The 15,932-nt window shown below is 70.4% G+C and carries 14 protein-coding genes; 10 read left to right on the top strand and 4 right to left on the bottom strand.

What is annotated here, in order from left to right; genetic code table 11:
* Nucleotides 1–65: 65 nt before the first annotated feature.
* The 5 genes from yajC (at nucleotide 66) to H9I49_RS19710 (ending at nucleotide 6,419) form a co-directional block, all read left to right on the top strand.
* Nucleotides 66–428, top strand: coding sequence for a preprotein translocase subunit YajC (gene yajC, locus H9I49_RS19730; RefSeq protein ID WP_188032083.1), 363 nt, complete (start codon nucleotides 66–68; stop codon nucleotides 426–428).
* A gap of 7 nt (nucleotides 429–435) precedes the next feature.
* Entirely contained in the window at nucleotides 436–2,352 is a 1,917-nt protein-coding gene (gene secD / locus H9I49_RS19725) for a protein translocase subunit SecD (protein WP_188032082.1), read from the top strand.
* Nucleotides 2,349–3,500 carry a protein translocase subunit SecF gene (gene secF, locus H9I49_RS19720; protein ID WP_188032081.1) on the top strand — a complete coding sequence of 384 codons (1,152 nt, stop codon included), beginning with the start codon at nucleotides 2,349–2,351 and terminating at the stop codon, nucleotides 3,498–3,500. Before secD ends, secF begins: the two co-directional genes overlap by 4 nt.
* Nucleotides 3,501–3,565: 65 nt before the next feature.
* Complete coding sequence (locus tag H9I49_RS19715; RefSeq protein WP_188032080.1) at nucleotides 3,566–4,090, top strand: adenine phosphoribosyltransferase; 525 nt, start codon at nucleotides 3,566–3,568, stop codon at nucleotides 4,088–4,090.
* Nucleotides 4,091–4,118: 28 nt separating this feature from the next.
* Entirely contained in the window at nucleotides 4,119–6,419 is a 2,301-nt protein-coding gene (locus H9I49_RS19710; RefSeq protein ID WP_188032079.1) for a bifunctional (p)ppGpp synthetase/guanosine-3',5'-bis(diphosphate) 3'-pyrophosphohydrolase, read from the top strand.
* Between the two features lie 34 nt (nucleotides 6,420–6,453).
* Here the strand turns inward: H9I49_RS19710 and H9I49_RS23520 are convergent, their stop codons facing one another.
* Nucleotides 6,454–8,493 (bottom strand): DUF349 domain-containing protein, encoded by a 2,040-nt coding sequence (locus H9I49_RS23520; protein WP_223128929.1) that lies wholly within the window; start codon nucleotides 8,491–8,493, stop codon nucleotides 6,454–6,456.
* Nucleotides 8,490–9,335 (bottom strand): peptidylprolyl isomerase, encoded by an 846-nt coding sequence (locus H9I49_RS19700; RefSeq protein ID WP_188032078.1) that lies wholly within the window; start codon nucleotides 9,333–9,335, stop codon nucleotides 8,490–8,492. The genes H9I49_RS23520 and H9I49_RS19700 overlap by 4 nt, the downstream gene beginning before the upstream one ends.
* Before the next feature lie 229 nt (nucleotides 9,336–9,564).
* On the opposite strand from H9I49_RS19700, the gene H9I49_RS19695 reads away from it, so the two are divergent.
* Both H9I49_RS19695 and hisS read left to right on the top strand, forming a co-directional pair.
* Nucleotides 9,565–10,266: an MBL fold metallo-hydrolase gene (locus tag H9I49_RS19695; protein WP_188032077.1), complete on the top strand. Its 702-nt coding sequence runs from the start codon at nucleotides 9,565–9,567 to the stop codon at nucleotides 10,264–10,266.
* Nucleotides 10,263–11,633, top strand: coding sequence for a histidine--tRNA ligase (gene hisS / locus H9I49_RS19690; RefSeq protein WP_188032076.1), 1,371 nt, complete (start codon nucleotides 10,263–10,265; stop codon nucleotides 11,631–11,633). Before H9I49_RS19695 ends, hisS begins: the two co-directional genes overlap by 4 nt.
* A 22-nt stretch (nucleotides 11,634–11,655) precedes the next feature.
* Here the strand turns inward: hisS and H9I49_RS19685 are convergent, their stop codons facing one another.
* Both H9I49_RS19685 and H9I49_RS19680 read right to left on the bottom strand, forming a co-directional pair.
* Entirely contained in the window at nucleotides 11,656–12,267 is a 612-nt protein-coding gene (locus H9I49_RS19685; protein WP_188032075.1) for a hypothetical protein, read from the bottom strand.
* Nucleotides 12,264–12,431, bottom strand: a complete 168-nt coding sequence (locus H9I49_RS19680; RefSeq protein WP_188032074.1) for a hypothetical protein — start codon at nucleotides 12,429–12,431, stop codon at nucleotides 12,264–12,266. The genes H9I49_RS19685 and H9I49_RS19680 overlap by 4 nt, the downstream gene beginning before the upstream one ends.
* Before the next feature lie 309 nt (nucleotides 12,432–12,740).
* Here H9I49_RS19680 and ald point away from each other — a divergent pair, with 309 nt between their 5' ends.
* The 3 genes from ald (at nucleotide 12,741) to H9I49_RS19665 (ending at nucleotide 15,920) form a co-directional block, all read left to right on the top strand.
* Entirely contained in the window at nucleotides 12,741–13,856 is a 1,116-nt protein-coding gene (gene ald / locus H9I49_RS19675; protein WP_188032073.1) for an alanine dehydrogenase, read from the top strand.
* Nucleotides 13,853–14,836 (top strand): site-specific tyrosine recombinase XerD, encoded by a 984-nt coding sequence (gene xerD, locus H9I49_RS19670; RefSeq protein WP_188032255.1) that lies wholly within the window; start codon nucleotides 13,853–13,855, stop codon nucleotides 14,834–14,836. The genes ald and xerD overlap by 4 nt, the downstream gene beginning before the upstream one ends.
* A gap of 97 nt (nucleotides 14,837–14,933) precedes the next feature.
* Complete coding sequence (locus H9I49_RS19665) at nucleotides 14,934–15,920, top strand: ParA family protein (RefSeq protein ID WP_255524148.1); 987 nt, start codon at nucleotides 14,934–14,936, stop codon at nucleotides 15,918–15,920.
* The last annotated feature ends 12 nt before the right edge of the window (nucleotides 15,921–15,932 follow it).

The raw sequence follows: 15,932 nt of genomic DNA, 5'->3' as shown, positions 1-15,932 counted from the left end.
CCAGATCGACGGGTCGTGGCGTGCGCACGTGACGACCGGACGAAGACACGAAGGACTGAGCTGACATGAACACCAACGGGACCTTCTCGTTGCTGATTTTCGCCCTGCCCCTCCTGCTGCTGGGCTGGTTGTTCTTCTCGCAGAACAAGCGGATGAAGCAGGTGCGCGAGTTCAGCTCGGCACTCAACGTGGGCGACCAGGTCATCACCTCGTCCGGCGTCTACGGCACCATCAAGCACCTCGACGACAGCAGTGCCTGGCTCGAGGTCGCCGAGGGCACGACGATCCGTTTCGACCGCAGGGCGGTCGCGATGAAGCAGACCGACACCCCAGCCGCGGGCCCCACGACGTCCACCGACACGTCCGCAGATGCGTCCGCCGACGACGCCCCGGGCGCGACGCCGGGCACGCCGCAGAACGGTCAGTGAGGGTTTCGTGGCACGCAGCTCCACCAAGAAGTCGGCAAGGCGCAGCCTTCTGGTCCTGATCGTCGTCATCCTCGGCCTCGGCGCCCTCGTGGGCGGGCTCACCAAGTGGGGCGAAGGGTCGCTGACCCCGCGCCTCGGCCTCGACCTCGAGGGTGGCACCGAGCTCGTGCTCGAGCCGGTGCTCGTCGGCACCGAGACGATCAACGAGGGGCAGGTCAACCGCGCCGTCGACATCATCCGCCAGCGCATCGACGCCAACGGCGTCTCCGAGGCGGAGATCGCGACCCAGGGTGGTCGCAACATCGTCGTGTCCATCCCCGGCTCGCCGACTGCCGAGCAGCTTGACGCTCTCAGCAAGCCCTCGCAGCTGCGCTTCCGCGCCGTCTACGTGCAGGCCCTCGACTCGAACGCCGCCCAGGTGAACCCGGGCGGCACGCCGAGCGGGACGCCGGCCCCGTCCGGCACGGCCACCACGCCCTCGACCGGCACGCCCAGCGCGACGAGCACCGGTGCGGCCAAGCCGTCGACCAGCGCCACGGCCCAGAACGGCATCGTGCCCCCGGCCCTGCTCGCCGCCACGACCCCGGCGACGGGTACGGCCACCGGCACGGCCACGACGCCGGCCCCGAGCGCCACGACGCCGGCACCGGCCGAGACCCAGCCCGCGCCGACGCCGGCCGAGACGCAGGCCGCCGTCAAGGCACAGGCCAGCAAGGGCCTCGTCGGGCTCGGGTGGGAGAAGGCGAAGGCCGACCAGGCTGCCGACACCGTGGCCAAGCAGTACACCGCGCTCAACTGCGCGACCCCGGGCTCGGTCGACAAGATCGTCGACGACCCCAAGCTGCCCATCGCCACGTGTGGTGAGGACCGAGTCACGAAGTACGTCCTCGGCCCGAGCGAGATCGACGGCAGCGAGATCGCCGATGCGACGAGCGGCTACCAGCCCGGCCCCAACGGCCAGCCGACCTCCATCGTCGAGGTGGCGCTGTCGTTCAAGGACGCGGGCAAGGCCAAGTTCGCGGCCGTGACGAAGCGCCTCTACGGCCTGCAGTCCGAGCCGCCGTTCGACCAGTTCGCCGTCGTCCTCGACAAGTCGGTGATCACGGCGCCGCAGGCTCGTGCCGTCATCACCGACGGCCGTGCCTCGATCACCGGCTCGTTCACCATCGACTCGGCCAAGCAGCTCGCCGAGCAGCTGAAGTTCGGTGCCCTCCCCATCTCCTTCGCGCTCCAGACGCAGGACAACATCACGCCGCAGCTGGGTGAGGAGCAGCTGCGCATCGGCCTGCTCGCCGGCTTCATCGGCCTGTTGCTCGTCGTCGTCTACTCGCTCTTCCAGTACCGCGCCCTGGGCCTGGTCACCGTCGCCTCGCTCGTCGTCGCCTCGGCGGTCACCTACCTCGCGGTGACGGTGCTCGGCACGACGCACGGCTTCCGCCTGACGATGGCCGGTGTCACGGGTCTCATCGTCGCCATCGGCGTGACGGCCGACAGCTTCATCGTCTACTTCGAGCGCATCCGTGACGAGGTCCGCGACGGGCGTCCCCTCGTCGCGGCCGTCGAGACGGGCTGGAAGCGGGCCCGCCGCACGATCCTGGCGGCAGACGCCGTGAACTTCATGGCGGCCGCCGTGCTCTACTTCCTCGCCTCGAGCAACGTCCGTGGCTTCGCGTTCACGCTTGGCCTGACGACGCTCATCGACGTCGGCGTCGTCATGTTGTTCACCCACCCGACCGTGCAGCTGCTCGCCCGCACGAAGTTCTTCGGCGGCGGCCACAAGTGGTCCGGTCTCGACCCGCAGCGCCTCGGCGCCAAGGAGTCGGTGCGCTACCGCGGCCGTGGCCAGTTCGGGGCACCCGGCGCCCAGCGCCCGCCCGCCACCGTGGGCTCTGCCCGCGTCGCCGATGGGAAGGCCCAGGCATGATCAACTTCGCCCAGGTCGGCAACGACCTCTACACCGGCAAGCGCTCCATCGACTTCATCAAGCGCCAGAAGACGTGGTACGCCGTCTCCGCCGTGCTCATCGCCCTTGCTCTCGTCGGCATCTTCATCAAGCAGCTGAACTTCGGCATCGAGTTCAGTGGTGGAACCGAGTTCCGCGTCCAGGGCGTCACGAACAGCCAGGGCTACGAGGAGAAGGCGCAGTCCGCGATCGCCGACGCGGGCATCCCCGGCAACGTCGTCTCGACGATCGTCGGCCAGAACACCGTCCGTGTGCAGTCCGAGGCCGCCTCGGAGCTCACCGACGAGGCCAGTGCGGCACTGGCTCGCGAGTTCGGCGTGCAGCAGGGCGCCGTGAGTGCCTCGCTCGTCGGCCCGAGCTGGGGGCAGTCGGTGAGCCAACAGGCGATCCGGGGCCTCATCGTGTTCCTCATCCTCGTGACGATCGTCATGGCCCTCTACTTCCGCACCTGGAAGATGGCCGTGGCCGGTCTCGTGGCCCTGCTCCACGACCTCGTCATCACGGTGGGCATCTACGCCCTCTTCGGGTTCGAGATCACGCCGTCGTCGATGATCGGCTTCCTCACGATCCTCGGCTACTCGCTCTACGACACGGTCGTCGTCTTCGACAAGGTGCGCGAGAACACCGCCGACGCCTTCCGCACCAAGCGGATGACGTACTCCGCAGCAGCCAACCTCGCCGTCAACCAGACGCTCGTGCGCTCGATCAACACGACGGTCGTGGCGCTGCTGCCGATCGCGGCGGTGCTGTTCGTCGGCTTCACCCTGCTCGGGCCCGGAACGCTGCTCGACCTGTCGCTCGCGCTCTTCATCGGCATCGGGGTCGGCGCCTACTCGTCGATCTTCATCGCGACACCGCTGCTCGTCGACCTGCGCCGCAACGAGCCGGCCGTGCGCCAGCTCGACAAGTACGCCGCACGGCACGGTGCGCGAACCGGTGCGCAACCGGTCGACGGCGCAGCCGAGCCCGCGGCGGTCGGGGCCGACGCGACCGGCGCCGCCGGGCCCACGTCGTCCCCCTCGGGCGAGGGGGCGCCGCGTCCCGTCCACAAGTACGCCCAGGCCGGGCCCCGCAACCAGCCCAGGCGAGCACCGAAGTCGCGCCGCTGAGGCGTGGCCCGCAACCGCGGGCCGAGACCGCCCACCCGCTCGTTCGACACCCTGCAGGAGACGGCGTGAGCCAGATCAGTGACCTCGTGGCGAGCAAGCTGCGCGACATCCCGGACTTCCCGAAGCCCGGCATCGTCTTCAAGGACTTCACGCCGCTGTTCGCCGACGGTCCCGCGTTCGGTGCGCTCGTGCGTGACATCGCCCAGCGGTATGCGGGACAGGTCGACGTCGTCGTGGGCATCGAGGCGCGAGGGTTCATCCTCGGCGCCGCCGTGGCCTACGAGCTGGGCCTCGGGATGGTGCCGGTCCGCAAGGCTGGCAAGCTGCCGGGGGAGACGCTCAAGGAGTCGTACGCGCTCGAGTACGGCACCGCCGAGATCGAGGTGCACACCGACGCTTTCGAGGCCGGCGAGCGCGTCCTCGTCATCGACGACGTGCTTGCGACGGGTGGGACGGCCGAGGCCGCTGCCCAGCTCGTCGAGCGCGCCGGCGCACATGTCACCGCCATCGAGGTCGTCCTCGAGCTCGCCTTCCTCGACGGACGCACGCGTCTGGCCGACCGACCGGTCAACGCCATCCTGACGGTGTGATCCCGGGCAGACCGCCTAGACTCTCTCCATGAGCGAGGACGTCCGCAGCGAGCTGTCCACCCCCTCGCGGGTGCGCGCCCGCTTCGCACGGTTCGGGGCCACCCGGCCGGCGGGCAACCCAGTCCTCGAGCCCCTCATGACGGCCGTCCGCCAGAACCACCCCAAGGCCGACCTGTCGGTCATCGAGCGGGCGTATGCCGTCGCGGAGCGCGCCCACGAGGGGCAGATGCGCAAGAGCGGCGACGCGTACATCACGCACCCGCTCGCCGTGACGACGATCCTCGCCGAGCTCGGCATGACCCCGCCGACGCTCGCGGCGGCGCTGCTGCACGACACTGTCGAGGACACGGCATACGGCCTCGACGAGCTGCGACGCGACTTCGGCGACGAGATCGCGATGCTCGTCGACGGCGTGACCAAGCTCGACAAGGTGACCTACGGCGAGGCCGCCCAGGCCGAGACCGTGCGCAAGATGGTCATCGCGATGGCACGCGACATCCGCGTGCTCGTCATCAAGCTCGCCGACCGTCTGCACAACGCGCGCACGTGGCGCTACGTCAGTCCCGAGTCGGCCAAGCGCAAGGCCAACGAGACCCTCGAGATCTATGCACCGCTCGCGCACCGCCTCGGCATGAACACCATCAAGTGGGAGCTCGAGGACCTCTCCTTCGCGACGCTCTACCCGAAGGTGTACGACGAGATCGTGCGCCTCGTCGCCGAGCGGGCACCGGCGCGTGAGGAGTACCTCGCCGGCGTACGCAGCCAGGTCACCGACGACCTCACCGCCGCCAAGATCAAGGCCGCGGTGACGGGCCGGCCGAAGCACTACTACTCCGTGTACCAGAAGATGATCGTGCGCGGCCGTGACTTCGAGGAGATCTACGACCTCGTCGCGGTGCGCGTCCTCGTCGACACGGTGCGCGACTGCTACGCCGCGCTCGGCGCCCTGCACTCTCGGTGGAACCCGGTCCCGGGCCGGTTCAAGGACTACATCGCGATGCCGAAGTTCAACATGTACCAGTCGCTGCACACCACCGTCATCGGCCCGCAGGGCAAGCCGGTCGAGATCCAGATCCGCACCCACACGATGCACCGACGTGCCGAGTACGGCGTCGCGGCGCACTGGAAGTACAAGGACCAGGCGACTGGCGGAGGGCCGGCGCGGCCCGGCGAGATCACGCCGCAGAACGACATGGCCTGGCTGCGCCAGCTGCTCGACTGGCAGCGAGAGACCGAGGACCCGGGCGAGTTCCTCGACTCGCTGCGCTTCGAGATGGGCAGCAGCGAGGTCTACGTCTTCACCCCGAAGGGCTCGGTCGTCGCGCTGCCCGTGGGCGGCACACCAGTCGACTTCGCGTATGCCGTGCACACCGAGGTCGGTCACCACTGCATCGGGGCGCGCGTCAACGGCCGGCTCGTCCCGCTCGAGTCGACGCTCGAGAACGGCGACGTCGTCGAGGTGCTCACCTCCAAGGCCGACGGCGCCGGACCGTCGCGCGACTGGCTGCAGTTCGTCAAGAGCCCCCGGGCGCGCAACAAGATCAAGCAGTGGTTCAGCAAGGAGCGTCGCGAGGAAGCCATCGAGGCCGGCAAGGACTCGATCGCGAAGGCCCTGCGCAAGCAGAACCTCCCGCTCCAGCGCCTGATGAGCCACGAGTCGATGACGGCCGTGGCGACCGACCTGCGCTACCAGGACATCGAGGCGCTGTATGCCGCCGTGGGCGAGGGCCATGTCTCCGCGCAGCACGTCGTCAGCAAGGTCGTCACCTCGATGGGGGGTGTCGACGGAGCCACCGAGGACCTCGCCGAGGCCACCGTCCCGACCCGAGCGGCGACGCGCCGCCGGTCGGGCGACCCGGGTGTCGTCGTCGTCGGCACCGCCGATGTCTGGGTCAAGCTGGCCAAGTGCTGCACGCCCGTGCCCGGCGACCCGATCATCGGCTTCGTCACGCGCGGCAACGGCGTCTCGGTGCACCGCGTCGACTGCACCAACGCCGACCAGCTGACGGCCAACCCGGAGCGGCTCATCGACGTCGAGTGGGCGCCCAGCTCGGCCAGCGTCTTCCTCGTCCAGCTCCAGGTGGAGGCGCTCGACCGCAACCGGCTGCTCAGCGATGTGACCCGGGTGCTGTCCGACCAGCACGTCAACATCCTCTCGGCGTCGGTCCAGACGTCGCGCGACCGGGTCGCGATCTCGAGGTTCACCTTCGAGATGGGCGACCCGGCGCACCTGGACCACGTCATCAAGGCGGTGCGCCGCATCGACGGCGTCTTCGACGTCTACCGCGTCAACGGCAGCAAGTCGACCGACGCCGTCATGCGCACCTGACCCTCACCCGCCTCTCGACGGGTGGGTCGGGCGGTCAGCCGCCGAACTCGGCGACGCCGGCGCGGGCCTGGTCGAGCCAGACCTGACGGGCCTCGAGGGCCTCACGCGCCTTCTTGACCTTGTTCGCGTTGCCGGAGGCCTCGGCCTTCGCCAGGTCGTCCTCGAGGTCGGCGACCGCGCGCTCGAGCTGGTCGACCATCGCGCGGGCCCGGGCCGCGACCTCCGGGTTGGTCGACTTCCACTTCTTGTCCTCGGCGTCGCGCACCGTCTGCTCGATCCGGCGCATGGCCTTCTCGACCCGGTCCATGTCGGCTCGGGGGACCTTGCCGGCGGCGTCCCACTTGTCCTGGATGACGCGCAGCTGCGCCTTCGCCTTCTCGAGGTCGGTCACGGGCAGGATCGCCTCGGCCTCGACGAGGAGCGCCTCCTTGACCTCGAGGTTGCCGCGGAACTGCTCCTCCTCGGCGGCGACGACCTCGTCCTTGGCCGCGAAGAAGCTGTCCTGGGCCGCCTTGAAGCGCGCCCACAGCTTGTCGTCGTCGGACCGGCTCGCACGACCCGCGCGACGCCATTCGTCCATGAGGCGCTTGAAGGCTCCTGCGGTGGCAGCCCAGTCGGTGCTCGTCGCGAGCTTCTCGGCCTCGGCGACGAGCCGCTCCTTCGCCGACTTGGCGTCGGCGTGCGCCGCGTCCAGGCCGGCGAAGTGGCTGCGCCGGGCCTTGTCGAAGCTGTTGCGAGCGGCGCTGAAGCGCTGCCAGAGGGCCGACTCGGTCTCACGGTCGAGGCGCGTGGCGGAGCGCTGGTGGGCCTTCCACTCGTCGAGCAGCTCGCGCATGCGGGCACCACTGCTCTTCCACTGGATGCGGCTCTCCGGCTGCCCGGCGATGGACTCCGCCTCACCCACGATCCGCTCGCGCTCGGCGGTGGCCGCGGCCCGGGCTTCGGCGCGGTGCTGCTGCTCGACGGTGCGCTTCGCGGCGAGCCCCGACTGGATCTCGTCGAGCTTGACCGCGAGGGCGTCGAGGTCGCCGACGACCGTCGCGTCCTTGACCTGGGCCTGGAGCGTCTTGAGGCCCTCGGCGACGTCCTTCGACGGGACCTCGGGCTGCTCGAGCCGCTGTTCGAGGAGCACGGCCGAGGCGTAGAGCTCGTCGTACTTGCGGGCGAAGTACGTCAGTGCCTCCTCGTCGGTGGCACCCGGGTACGACCCGACCTCACGCTCGCCCTCTCTGGTGCGCACGAAGACGGTGCCGTTCTCGTCGACGCGACCGAACGCCGCGGACGCGGAGTGGTCGGTCGTGATCGGGGCGGGTGCTGCCGGCGTCACCGGGTGCGGCACGACCTTGGCGAGGGCCGCCGGCGTCGGGATGGCCGAGGGCTTCGGAATGTTGGCGGGCGTGGGAGCGGCCGGAGCCGCGTCGGCCGAGGGCTGCTCGGTCGCGGCGGCCGCCTCGGTGGCCTCGGTGGCCTCGGTGGCCTCGGTGGCCTCGGTGGCCTCGGTGGCCTCGACCGAGTCGATGGCGTCGGCCGTCTCCGCGTCAGCGGGCTCGATGCCGGGCTCGATGCCGGGCTCGGTGACGGGCTCGGTGACGGGCTCGGTGACGGGCTCGATGACGGCGGGCTGGGCGGACTCCGGGGCGACCACGGGCGCTGGCTGCGCGTCGGCTGGTTCGACGACCGCGCTCTGAATGGCTGCGGGCTCGACGGGAGCGGACTCCCCGACGGCAGAGGGCTGCTCGACGGCAGCGGGCTGCTGGACCTGTGCCGTGTCACCCGCCGCGTCGGCGGCGTCCTCGGACGCGTTGGCGGTGTCCCCGGACTCGGTCGCCGCGACGGACTCGACTGAATCAGCCGTGTCAGCGGTGTCAGCGGTGTCAGCCGTGTCGGTGCTGTCGGCCGTCTCGGCGGCGGCCGCGCTCTCGGCGGCCGGTGTGACGGGCGATGCCTCGAGCGGATCCGTGGACTCCGTCCCGACGGACGTCGCCTCGGGGGGCGTTGCCCCCGTCAGGGGCTCCGGCGCGTCGGGCGCGTCCGGCGTCGCGAGGTCAGGCTCGGGCTGGTTGATGTCGGTCATGCCTTCTTCTCCGTCACGCTGACGCTGAGGATGCTGATCGGGGAGACGGGGGTGCCGTCCGTCGGGCTGGGGGCCAGGGCCTTGTTGGCGGCGATCTTCTCGACGATGTCGAGGCCCTTGGTCACCTTCCCGAAGATCGTGTAGCCACCACCATCAGTCGGCAAGCGGGTTTCCTTGTAGGTGATGAAGAACTGGCCGCCGTTGCTGTTCGGGTCCTGCGTGCGCGCCATCGCGAGCACGCCCTTGGGGTAGGTGCCGTTCTTCGGGGCGTTCTCGATGCCGAACGTGTACCCGGGGCCGCCCTGGCCGGTGCCGGTGGGGTCACCGCACTGAAGGACGTAGATGCCCGACGTGGTGACGCGGTGGCACGGGCTGGGGGCCCAGTAGCCGGTCTTGGCGAGGTTGACGAACGAGGCCACCGTCTGCGGCGCCTTCGCGCCGTCGAGCTCGAGCGTGATGACACCGCAGTTCGTCTTGACGGTCGCGACGAACGTCTTGCCTGCGGCAGCGGCCTTGGCCGGCGCCTTGGTCTGCTGCTTCGGGGTGGCCTGGAGCGCCGGGGGAGCGGTGCAGCCCGCGGCCAGCTTCTGACCCTCCGCGAGGCCTCCTGAGGTCGTCGGGGAGCTCGCCGGGGTGGTGGACCCGCCGGCTGCCGGCTGGGGGCCCTCCGAGCTGCCGAGGAGCTTGGGCACGGCGATGACGGCTGCGACGATGAGGATGACCGCGAGGATCACACCGAAGACCTGCTTGTCGCGCGTGGAGTCGCTCACCGGCGGCTTCGCGGTCTTCTGCTGTTCCTCGTGGCGGCGGCGCGCACGTGCGCGTTCCTGCTCTTTGGTCACGAACCTCTCCTCGTACGGGCCACGTGGGTTGTCCCCGGGCGTTCGGTCATTTTATGGAACGACTGCGGTGCGTTCGCAGCGGGACGGGTCACGACTGCGTGACATCTCCCCCTGAGCGCGCGGATTTGCGGTCCCGAAGGCCCGGGACCGCATACGCCGGGCTCGGGCGTGCCCACCAGGGCACGGTATGCCGGATGGCCGGACCAGGCGCCCTCGCTAGGCTCCCAGCGTGCTGACCATCGCGTTCCCGGCCAAGGCGTTCGACACGAACTGCTACGTCCTCGCGCCCCAGGCGGGGGAGGAGTGCGTCGTGGTCGACCCCGGGATCGGGATCGAGGACACGTTGCGGGAGGTGCTGGCCGAGCACCGGCTGCGCCCGGCCGCGGTGCTGCTGACGCACGGTCACGTCGACCACGTGTACTCGGTGACGCCGGTGTGCGGCTCCGACACGGCCGCCTACATCCACAAGGACGACCGCTACCGGCTGCACGACCTGCTCGGTCGCAGCAACCCCGGCCTCATCGCGATGTTGGAGCAGCAGTTCGGCAGGGCCGCCACCTGGACCGAGCCGACCAACGTCGTGGAGATCGGCGACGCGGCGCACCTCACGCTCGCCGGGATGGAGTTCGACGTGCTCCACGCACCCGGCCACACCGAGGGCTCCGTGATGTTCGGGATCGACCGCGTGCCGGACGGCATCCGCGACCAGGTCGACGTGGACCGGACCATGGTCACGGGAGACGTGCTGTTCGCCGGCTCCATCGGCCGTACGGACCTGCCGGGCGGGGACCCGGCCGCGATGCGGCGCAGCCTGCGCGACGTCGTGCTGCCGCTGCCCGACACGACGCTCGTGCTCCCCGGGCACTACCAGGCGACCACCATGGCCCACGAGCGCGCCACCAACCCCTACCTGAGAGACTTGCCCGCGTGAGCACGCGTCCCACTTCGAAGGCCGACACCAAGGCCGCGGCCAAGATCACCCCGATCAGCGGCTTCCCCGAGTACCTCCCGTCCGAGCGCATCGTCGAGCAGCGCTTCCTCGACGTCATCCGGGAGACGTTCGAGCTGCACGGCTTCTCCTCGGTCGAGACGCGTTCGATCGAGCCGATCGAGCGGCTCAGTGCACAGGGCGAGGACACCGACAAGGAGATCTACGCGGTCTCCCGCCTCGGTGGCGGAGCTGAGGACGACGCCCGCTGGGGCCTGCACTTCGACATGACGGTGCCCTTCGCGCGCTACGTCCTCGAGAACGCCGGCAAGCTGGCGTTCCCGTTCCGGCGCTACCAGATCCAGAAGGCCTGGCGCGGTGAGCGACCCCAGGAGGGGCGCTACCGCGAGTTCACCCAGGCCGACATCGACGTCGTCGACGTGGGCCAGCTGTCACCGCACTTCGAGGCGGAGATGCCGCTCGTCATCGCCGACGTCTTCAGCCGCTTCCCGGTGGGCGAGTTCGTCATCCAGGTCAACAACCGCAAGATCCCGAACGGCTTCTACCAGGGCATCGGCCTCACCGACGTCATCGGGACGCTGCGCATCGTCGACAAGCTCGACAAGATCGGGCCCGAGAAGGTCAAGGCCATGCTCGTGGAGGCCGGCGCCACCGACGCGCAGGCCGACCAGTGCCTGGCTCTGGCCGCGATCCGCTCGACCGACCTCGGTTTCGTCGACGAGGTGCGCGCCCTAGGGGTCGAGCACCCACTGCTCGACGAGGGCCTCGAGTCCCTCGCGGACGTCATTCGCACCGGGATGACCCACGCGCCGGGCAGGCTCGTCGCCGACCTGCGCATCGCGCGCGGCCTCGACTACTACACCGGGACCGTCTACGAGACGCAGTTCGTCGGTCACGAGTCGTGGGGGTCGTTCTGTTCGGGTGGCCGTTACGACGCCCTCGCGAGCGACGGCAAGACCACCTACCCGGGCGTCGGCATCTCGATCGGCGTCACGCGCATCCTCGGCCTGCTCGTCGGTCGCGGCCTTGTCACCGCCTCACGCTCGACGCCTGCGGCGGTGCTCGTGGCCCTGAACGACGACGAGTCCCGCGAGGGAGCCGTCGGTGTCGCGACCGCGTTGCGGCGTCGGGGTATCGCGTGCGAGGTCGCGCCGTCGCCCGCGCGGTTCGGCAAGCAGATCCGGTACGCCGAGCGACGGGGCATCCCGTACGTCTGGTTCCCCGGGGCGGGCGAGTCGGGCGACGAGGTCAAGGACATCCGCTCGGGCGAGCAGCTGCCGGCCTCCGCGGACACGTGGACGCCGCCGAGCGAGGACCTCACCCCGCTCGTCACCCGCGTCGACGGCTGAGCCCGGGCGCGGTACCGCCGGTTCAGCGATCGCGCGGGGGGCGGAGGCCCTGGTGGCGCAGCTCGAGCAGGGCAAGACGTCGGATGACCTCGCGGTCCTGCCGCCGCCACGCCCCGGCAGGGTCGTCGGAGACGCCGGCCAGGGCGCGCATCGGCTGCGTCGCCATCGCGCGCAGGGCGAACAGGTCGAGGTCCTCCCCGGCGTCGATGAAGCGTTGCGACCGGCTGGCATTGCGCACGAACCGAACTCGCACGTAGAGCCACACGACCAGGACGGGCACGACCGGGACCAGGACCGTCGCGAGACCGAGTCCCAGGGCCAGTTGGTCGACCGTCTCGGCCATCGACGTGCCGGCCTGCTTCAGCGTCGTGCCGGACCCGGCGGCCTGCGTGAGCCAGTCCCGCAGCTGCTCGCCGACGAGCGGGATGCGCCCGGCCTGGTCGCCCGCCCCGGTCAGCGCGTCGCCCACCGACTGACCCGCCGAAGTGATCGAGTCGGCCGGTGTGCGCAGCCGCTCGACGACGTCGTGGACCTGGCGACCGGCGTACACCCAGAGCCCGATCCACAGGAGCATGAGCACGTCGGACAGCAGCTGTCGGCTGCGGCGGCCGGGGGTGTCTGCGTAGAGCTTCACGGACCCATGTTGGCGAAGACGACGACGAAGAACACGACGAGGGCGATGAAAGCGGCGAACCCACCCACCACGGAGGCCACGAGGAAGCCCCCCGCGAACGAGCGAAGTGCCGGGAAGGCCGTGGCCGCCGCGCCGGCGACGAGGCCCTGGGGCCGCTTCAGCATCGTGCCGGCCTCTCCTGGCCGCTGCGAGGGCCTCCGCTGCCTCGGTGGCCGTGAACCGGCCGGTGCCACGGGCCAGGTGTATCCCTCGTGCCCCGGCGGATCGGTCACGACCCCTCCTCTCCGAGCGCGTCGGCCGCGGATGGCGGTGAGCACACTGTGGCACGGCTCCAGGCCGGTCAACGACAGTTGCAGGAGGTCGTGACCGGGCCGTGACACCCACGGATACAGTGGCCTCGCGGCCCCTGCGGGCCCCTTCTCGCCACGGCAACGGCGCCGTGGCCGAGTCAGTCCGGAAGGAAGTGCAGCAGCATGAAGGTCGGCATCCCCCGCGAGGTCAAGAACCACGAGTACCGCGTGGCCATCACCCCCTCGGGCGTCCACGAGCTCACCGAGCACGGGCACGACGTGCTGGTCGAGAAGGATGCCGGCGTCGGGTCGCAGATCAGCGACGACGACTACGTCTCCGCCGGGGCGCGCATCATCGGTTCCGCCGACGACGTCTGGGGCGAGGCGGACATGGTGCTCAAGGTCAAGGAGCCCGTGGCCGAGGAGTACCACCGGATGCGCGAGGGCCTGACCCTCTTCACCTACCTGCACCTGGCGGCCGACCAGCCGCTCACCGAGGAGCTCCTGGCTCGCAAGGTCACCGGCATCGCGTACGAGACGGTGCAGCTGCCCTCAGGGGGCCTGCCGCTGCTCTACCCGATGTCGGAGGTGGCCGGCTGCCTGGCGCCGCAGGTCGGCGCCCACGCGCTCATGCGTGCCCAGGGTGGCCGAGGTGTCCTGATGGGCGGTGTGGGTGGCGTGGCGAACGCCAAGGTCGTCATCCTCGGCGCCGGTGTCTCGGGCCAGAACGCCGCCAACATCGCGCTCGGCATGGGGGCCGACGTCACCTTGCTCGACACCGACCTCGACAAGCTGCGGATGTCCTTCTGGCGCTACGACAACCAGGTGCACGGCCTGGCGTCCTCGAAGCTGACCATCCAGCAGCAGGTGCTGCAGGCCGACATGGTCATCGGGGCCGTGCTCATCCCGGGCGCCGCGGCCCCCAAGCTCATCTCGAACGAGCTGGTCTCCCAGATGAAGCCGGGTTCCGTGCTCGTCGACATCGCCATCGACCAAGGCGGCTGCTTCGAGGACAGCCACCCCACCACGCACGCCGACCCCACCTACCGCGTCCACGACTCGGTGTTCTACTGCGTGGCCAACATGCCCGGCGCGGTGCCCAACACCTCGACCTACGCCCTGACCAACTCGACGCTGCCGTATGCCGTGAAGCTGGCGAACCTCGGCTGGCGCGACGCGCTGCGGACCGACCGCGCGCTCGGCCTCGGCCTCAACACCCACGACGGCCATGTCACCTACGCCGGCGTGGCCGAGGCGCACGGCATGTCCTCGGTGACTCTCGACGAGGCCCTGTCCTGACCCAGGACCTCACGACCGAGCCACCTGCGGCCCGCCCCTCACGCCTCGAGCGCGACGTCCGCGGGTGGCTCGACCACGTCCGGGTCGAGAAGGGAGCCTCGGACAACACCCTGAAGTCCTACGCACGCGACCTCCGTGGCTACTCGGCCTTCCTCGAAGCCCGTGGCATCGCCGACGCCGGTCACGTGAGGGAGGCCGACGTCACCGACTTCCTCGCGTCACTGCGCGAGCGGGGCCTCGCGGCCTCCTCGGCGGCCCGCACGCTCGTCGCGGTCCGAGGCTTCCACCGCTTCCTCGCGCTCGAGGGTGAGGTGACGACCGACCCCGCCGCCAACGTCGCCCCACCGAAGCCACCCGCGCGCCTGCCGAAGGCCATCCCGGTAGAGGCCGTGGAGCGCCTCCTCGCGGCCGCATCGGTGGGCGACACGCCCGAGTCGCTGCGTGACCGTGCCCTCCTCGAGATCCTCTACGGCGTGGGCGCCCGCATCAGCGAAGCCGTCGGTCTCGACGTCGACGACCTCGAGACGGACGGAGCCGACGACGGCTCGCGCGCCACCGGTGGCCGTGGGGGAGTCGGCTCCGTGCGGCTGCGCGGCAAGGGTGGCAAGGAGCGCATCGTCCCGGTCGGCCGCTACGCGGTGGAGGCGGTCGCGGCATACCTCGTGAGGGGCCGTCCGGCCCTCGCCACGCACGGGAGAGGGGGCCCGGCGCTGTTCCTCAACCAGCGCGGGGCCCGGTTGTCGCGGCAGTCCGCCTGGGCGATCATCCAGCGCGCGGCGGGCCGTGCCGACCTCGAGCACGTCTCACCCCACACGCTGCGGCACTCGTTCGCGACCCACCTGCTCGACGGCGGGGCCGACGTCCGGGTCGTCCAGGAGCTGCTGGGACACGCCTCGGTGACGACGACGCAGATCTACACGATGGTCTCGGTGCACCGCCTCCGGGAGGTGTATGCGGGCGCCCACCCACGTGCCCGCTGATAAGGTCACACGTGATCAGCGAGAGGCTGACCGCAGCATCTCAGGGGCAAGTCCGAGCGGAGTGGAACACCCGGTGAACGAGGAGTCACACGAGACCATGCAGTCGGTGCCGTCCGAGGACCTCGAGCCGGCCCGCCACGAGGCCTCCCGTGACGCCCTACGGGTCGCGCACCTTCCCGGCACCGACCCGGCCGCCGACTCACCCGGCACTGGTGCGCCCGGCAACGATGCGCCCGGCAACGGTCCGCTCGGCCCCACCGGCCGGCCACTGCCCGACTTCCCGCACCCCGCCCCGCTGTCGAGCCACGGCCCCGCGCGCGTCATCGCCATGTGCAACCAGAAGGGCGGCGTCGGCAAGACCACGACGACCATCAACCTCGGTGCGGCGCTGGCCGAGCTCGGCCGCAAGGTCCTCGTCATCGACTTCGACCCGCAAGGTGCGCTGTCGGTCGGTCTCGGGGTCAACGCCCAAGAGCTCGACACGACGATCTACAACCTCCTCATCGAGCGCGGCCACGAGATCCACGAGGTCATCCAGCAGACGCGCACGCCCAACCTCGACGTGGTGCCGGCCAACATCGACCTGTCGGCGGCCGAGGTCCAGCTCGTCGGCGAGGTCGCCCGCGAGCAGATCCTGTCGCGCGTGCTGCGGCCCGTCATCGACGAGTACGACGTCATCCTGATCGACTGCCAGCCCTCGCTCGGCCTGCTCACCGTCAACGCGCTGACCGCGTCGCACGGCGTCATCATCCCGCTCGAGTGCGAGTTCTTCGCGATGCGCGGCGTGGCGCTGCTCATCGACACGATCGACAAGATCACCGATCGGCTCAACCCGCGCCTGCAGGTCGACGGCATCCTCGCCACGATGTACGACAGCCGCACCCTGCACAGCCGCGAGGTCGTGCGTTCGGTCGTCGACCACTTCGGCGACCAGGTCTTCCACACCGTCATCAGCCGCACGGTGAAGTTCCCCGACGCCACCCTCGCGGCTGAGCCCATCACGTCCTACTCGTCCGAGCACTCCGGTGCCAACGCCTACCGCCAGCTCGCCCGCGAGCTCGTCGCGCGCGGCGGCGCAGCCTGATCCGCAGTGCGC

The sequence above is a fragment of the Terrabacter sp. MAHUQ-38 genome, assembly GCF_014518425.1.
GTDB lineage: Bacteria > Actinomycetota > Actinomycetes > Actinomycetales > Dermatophilaceae > Terrabacter.
This window is presented reverse-complemented; position numbering and strand designations above follow the sequence as displayed.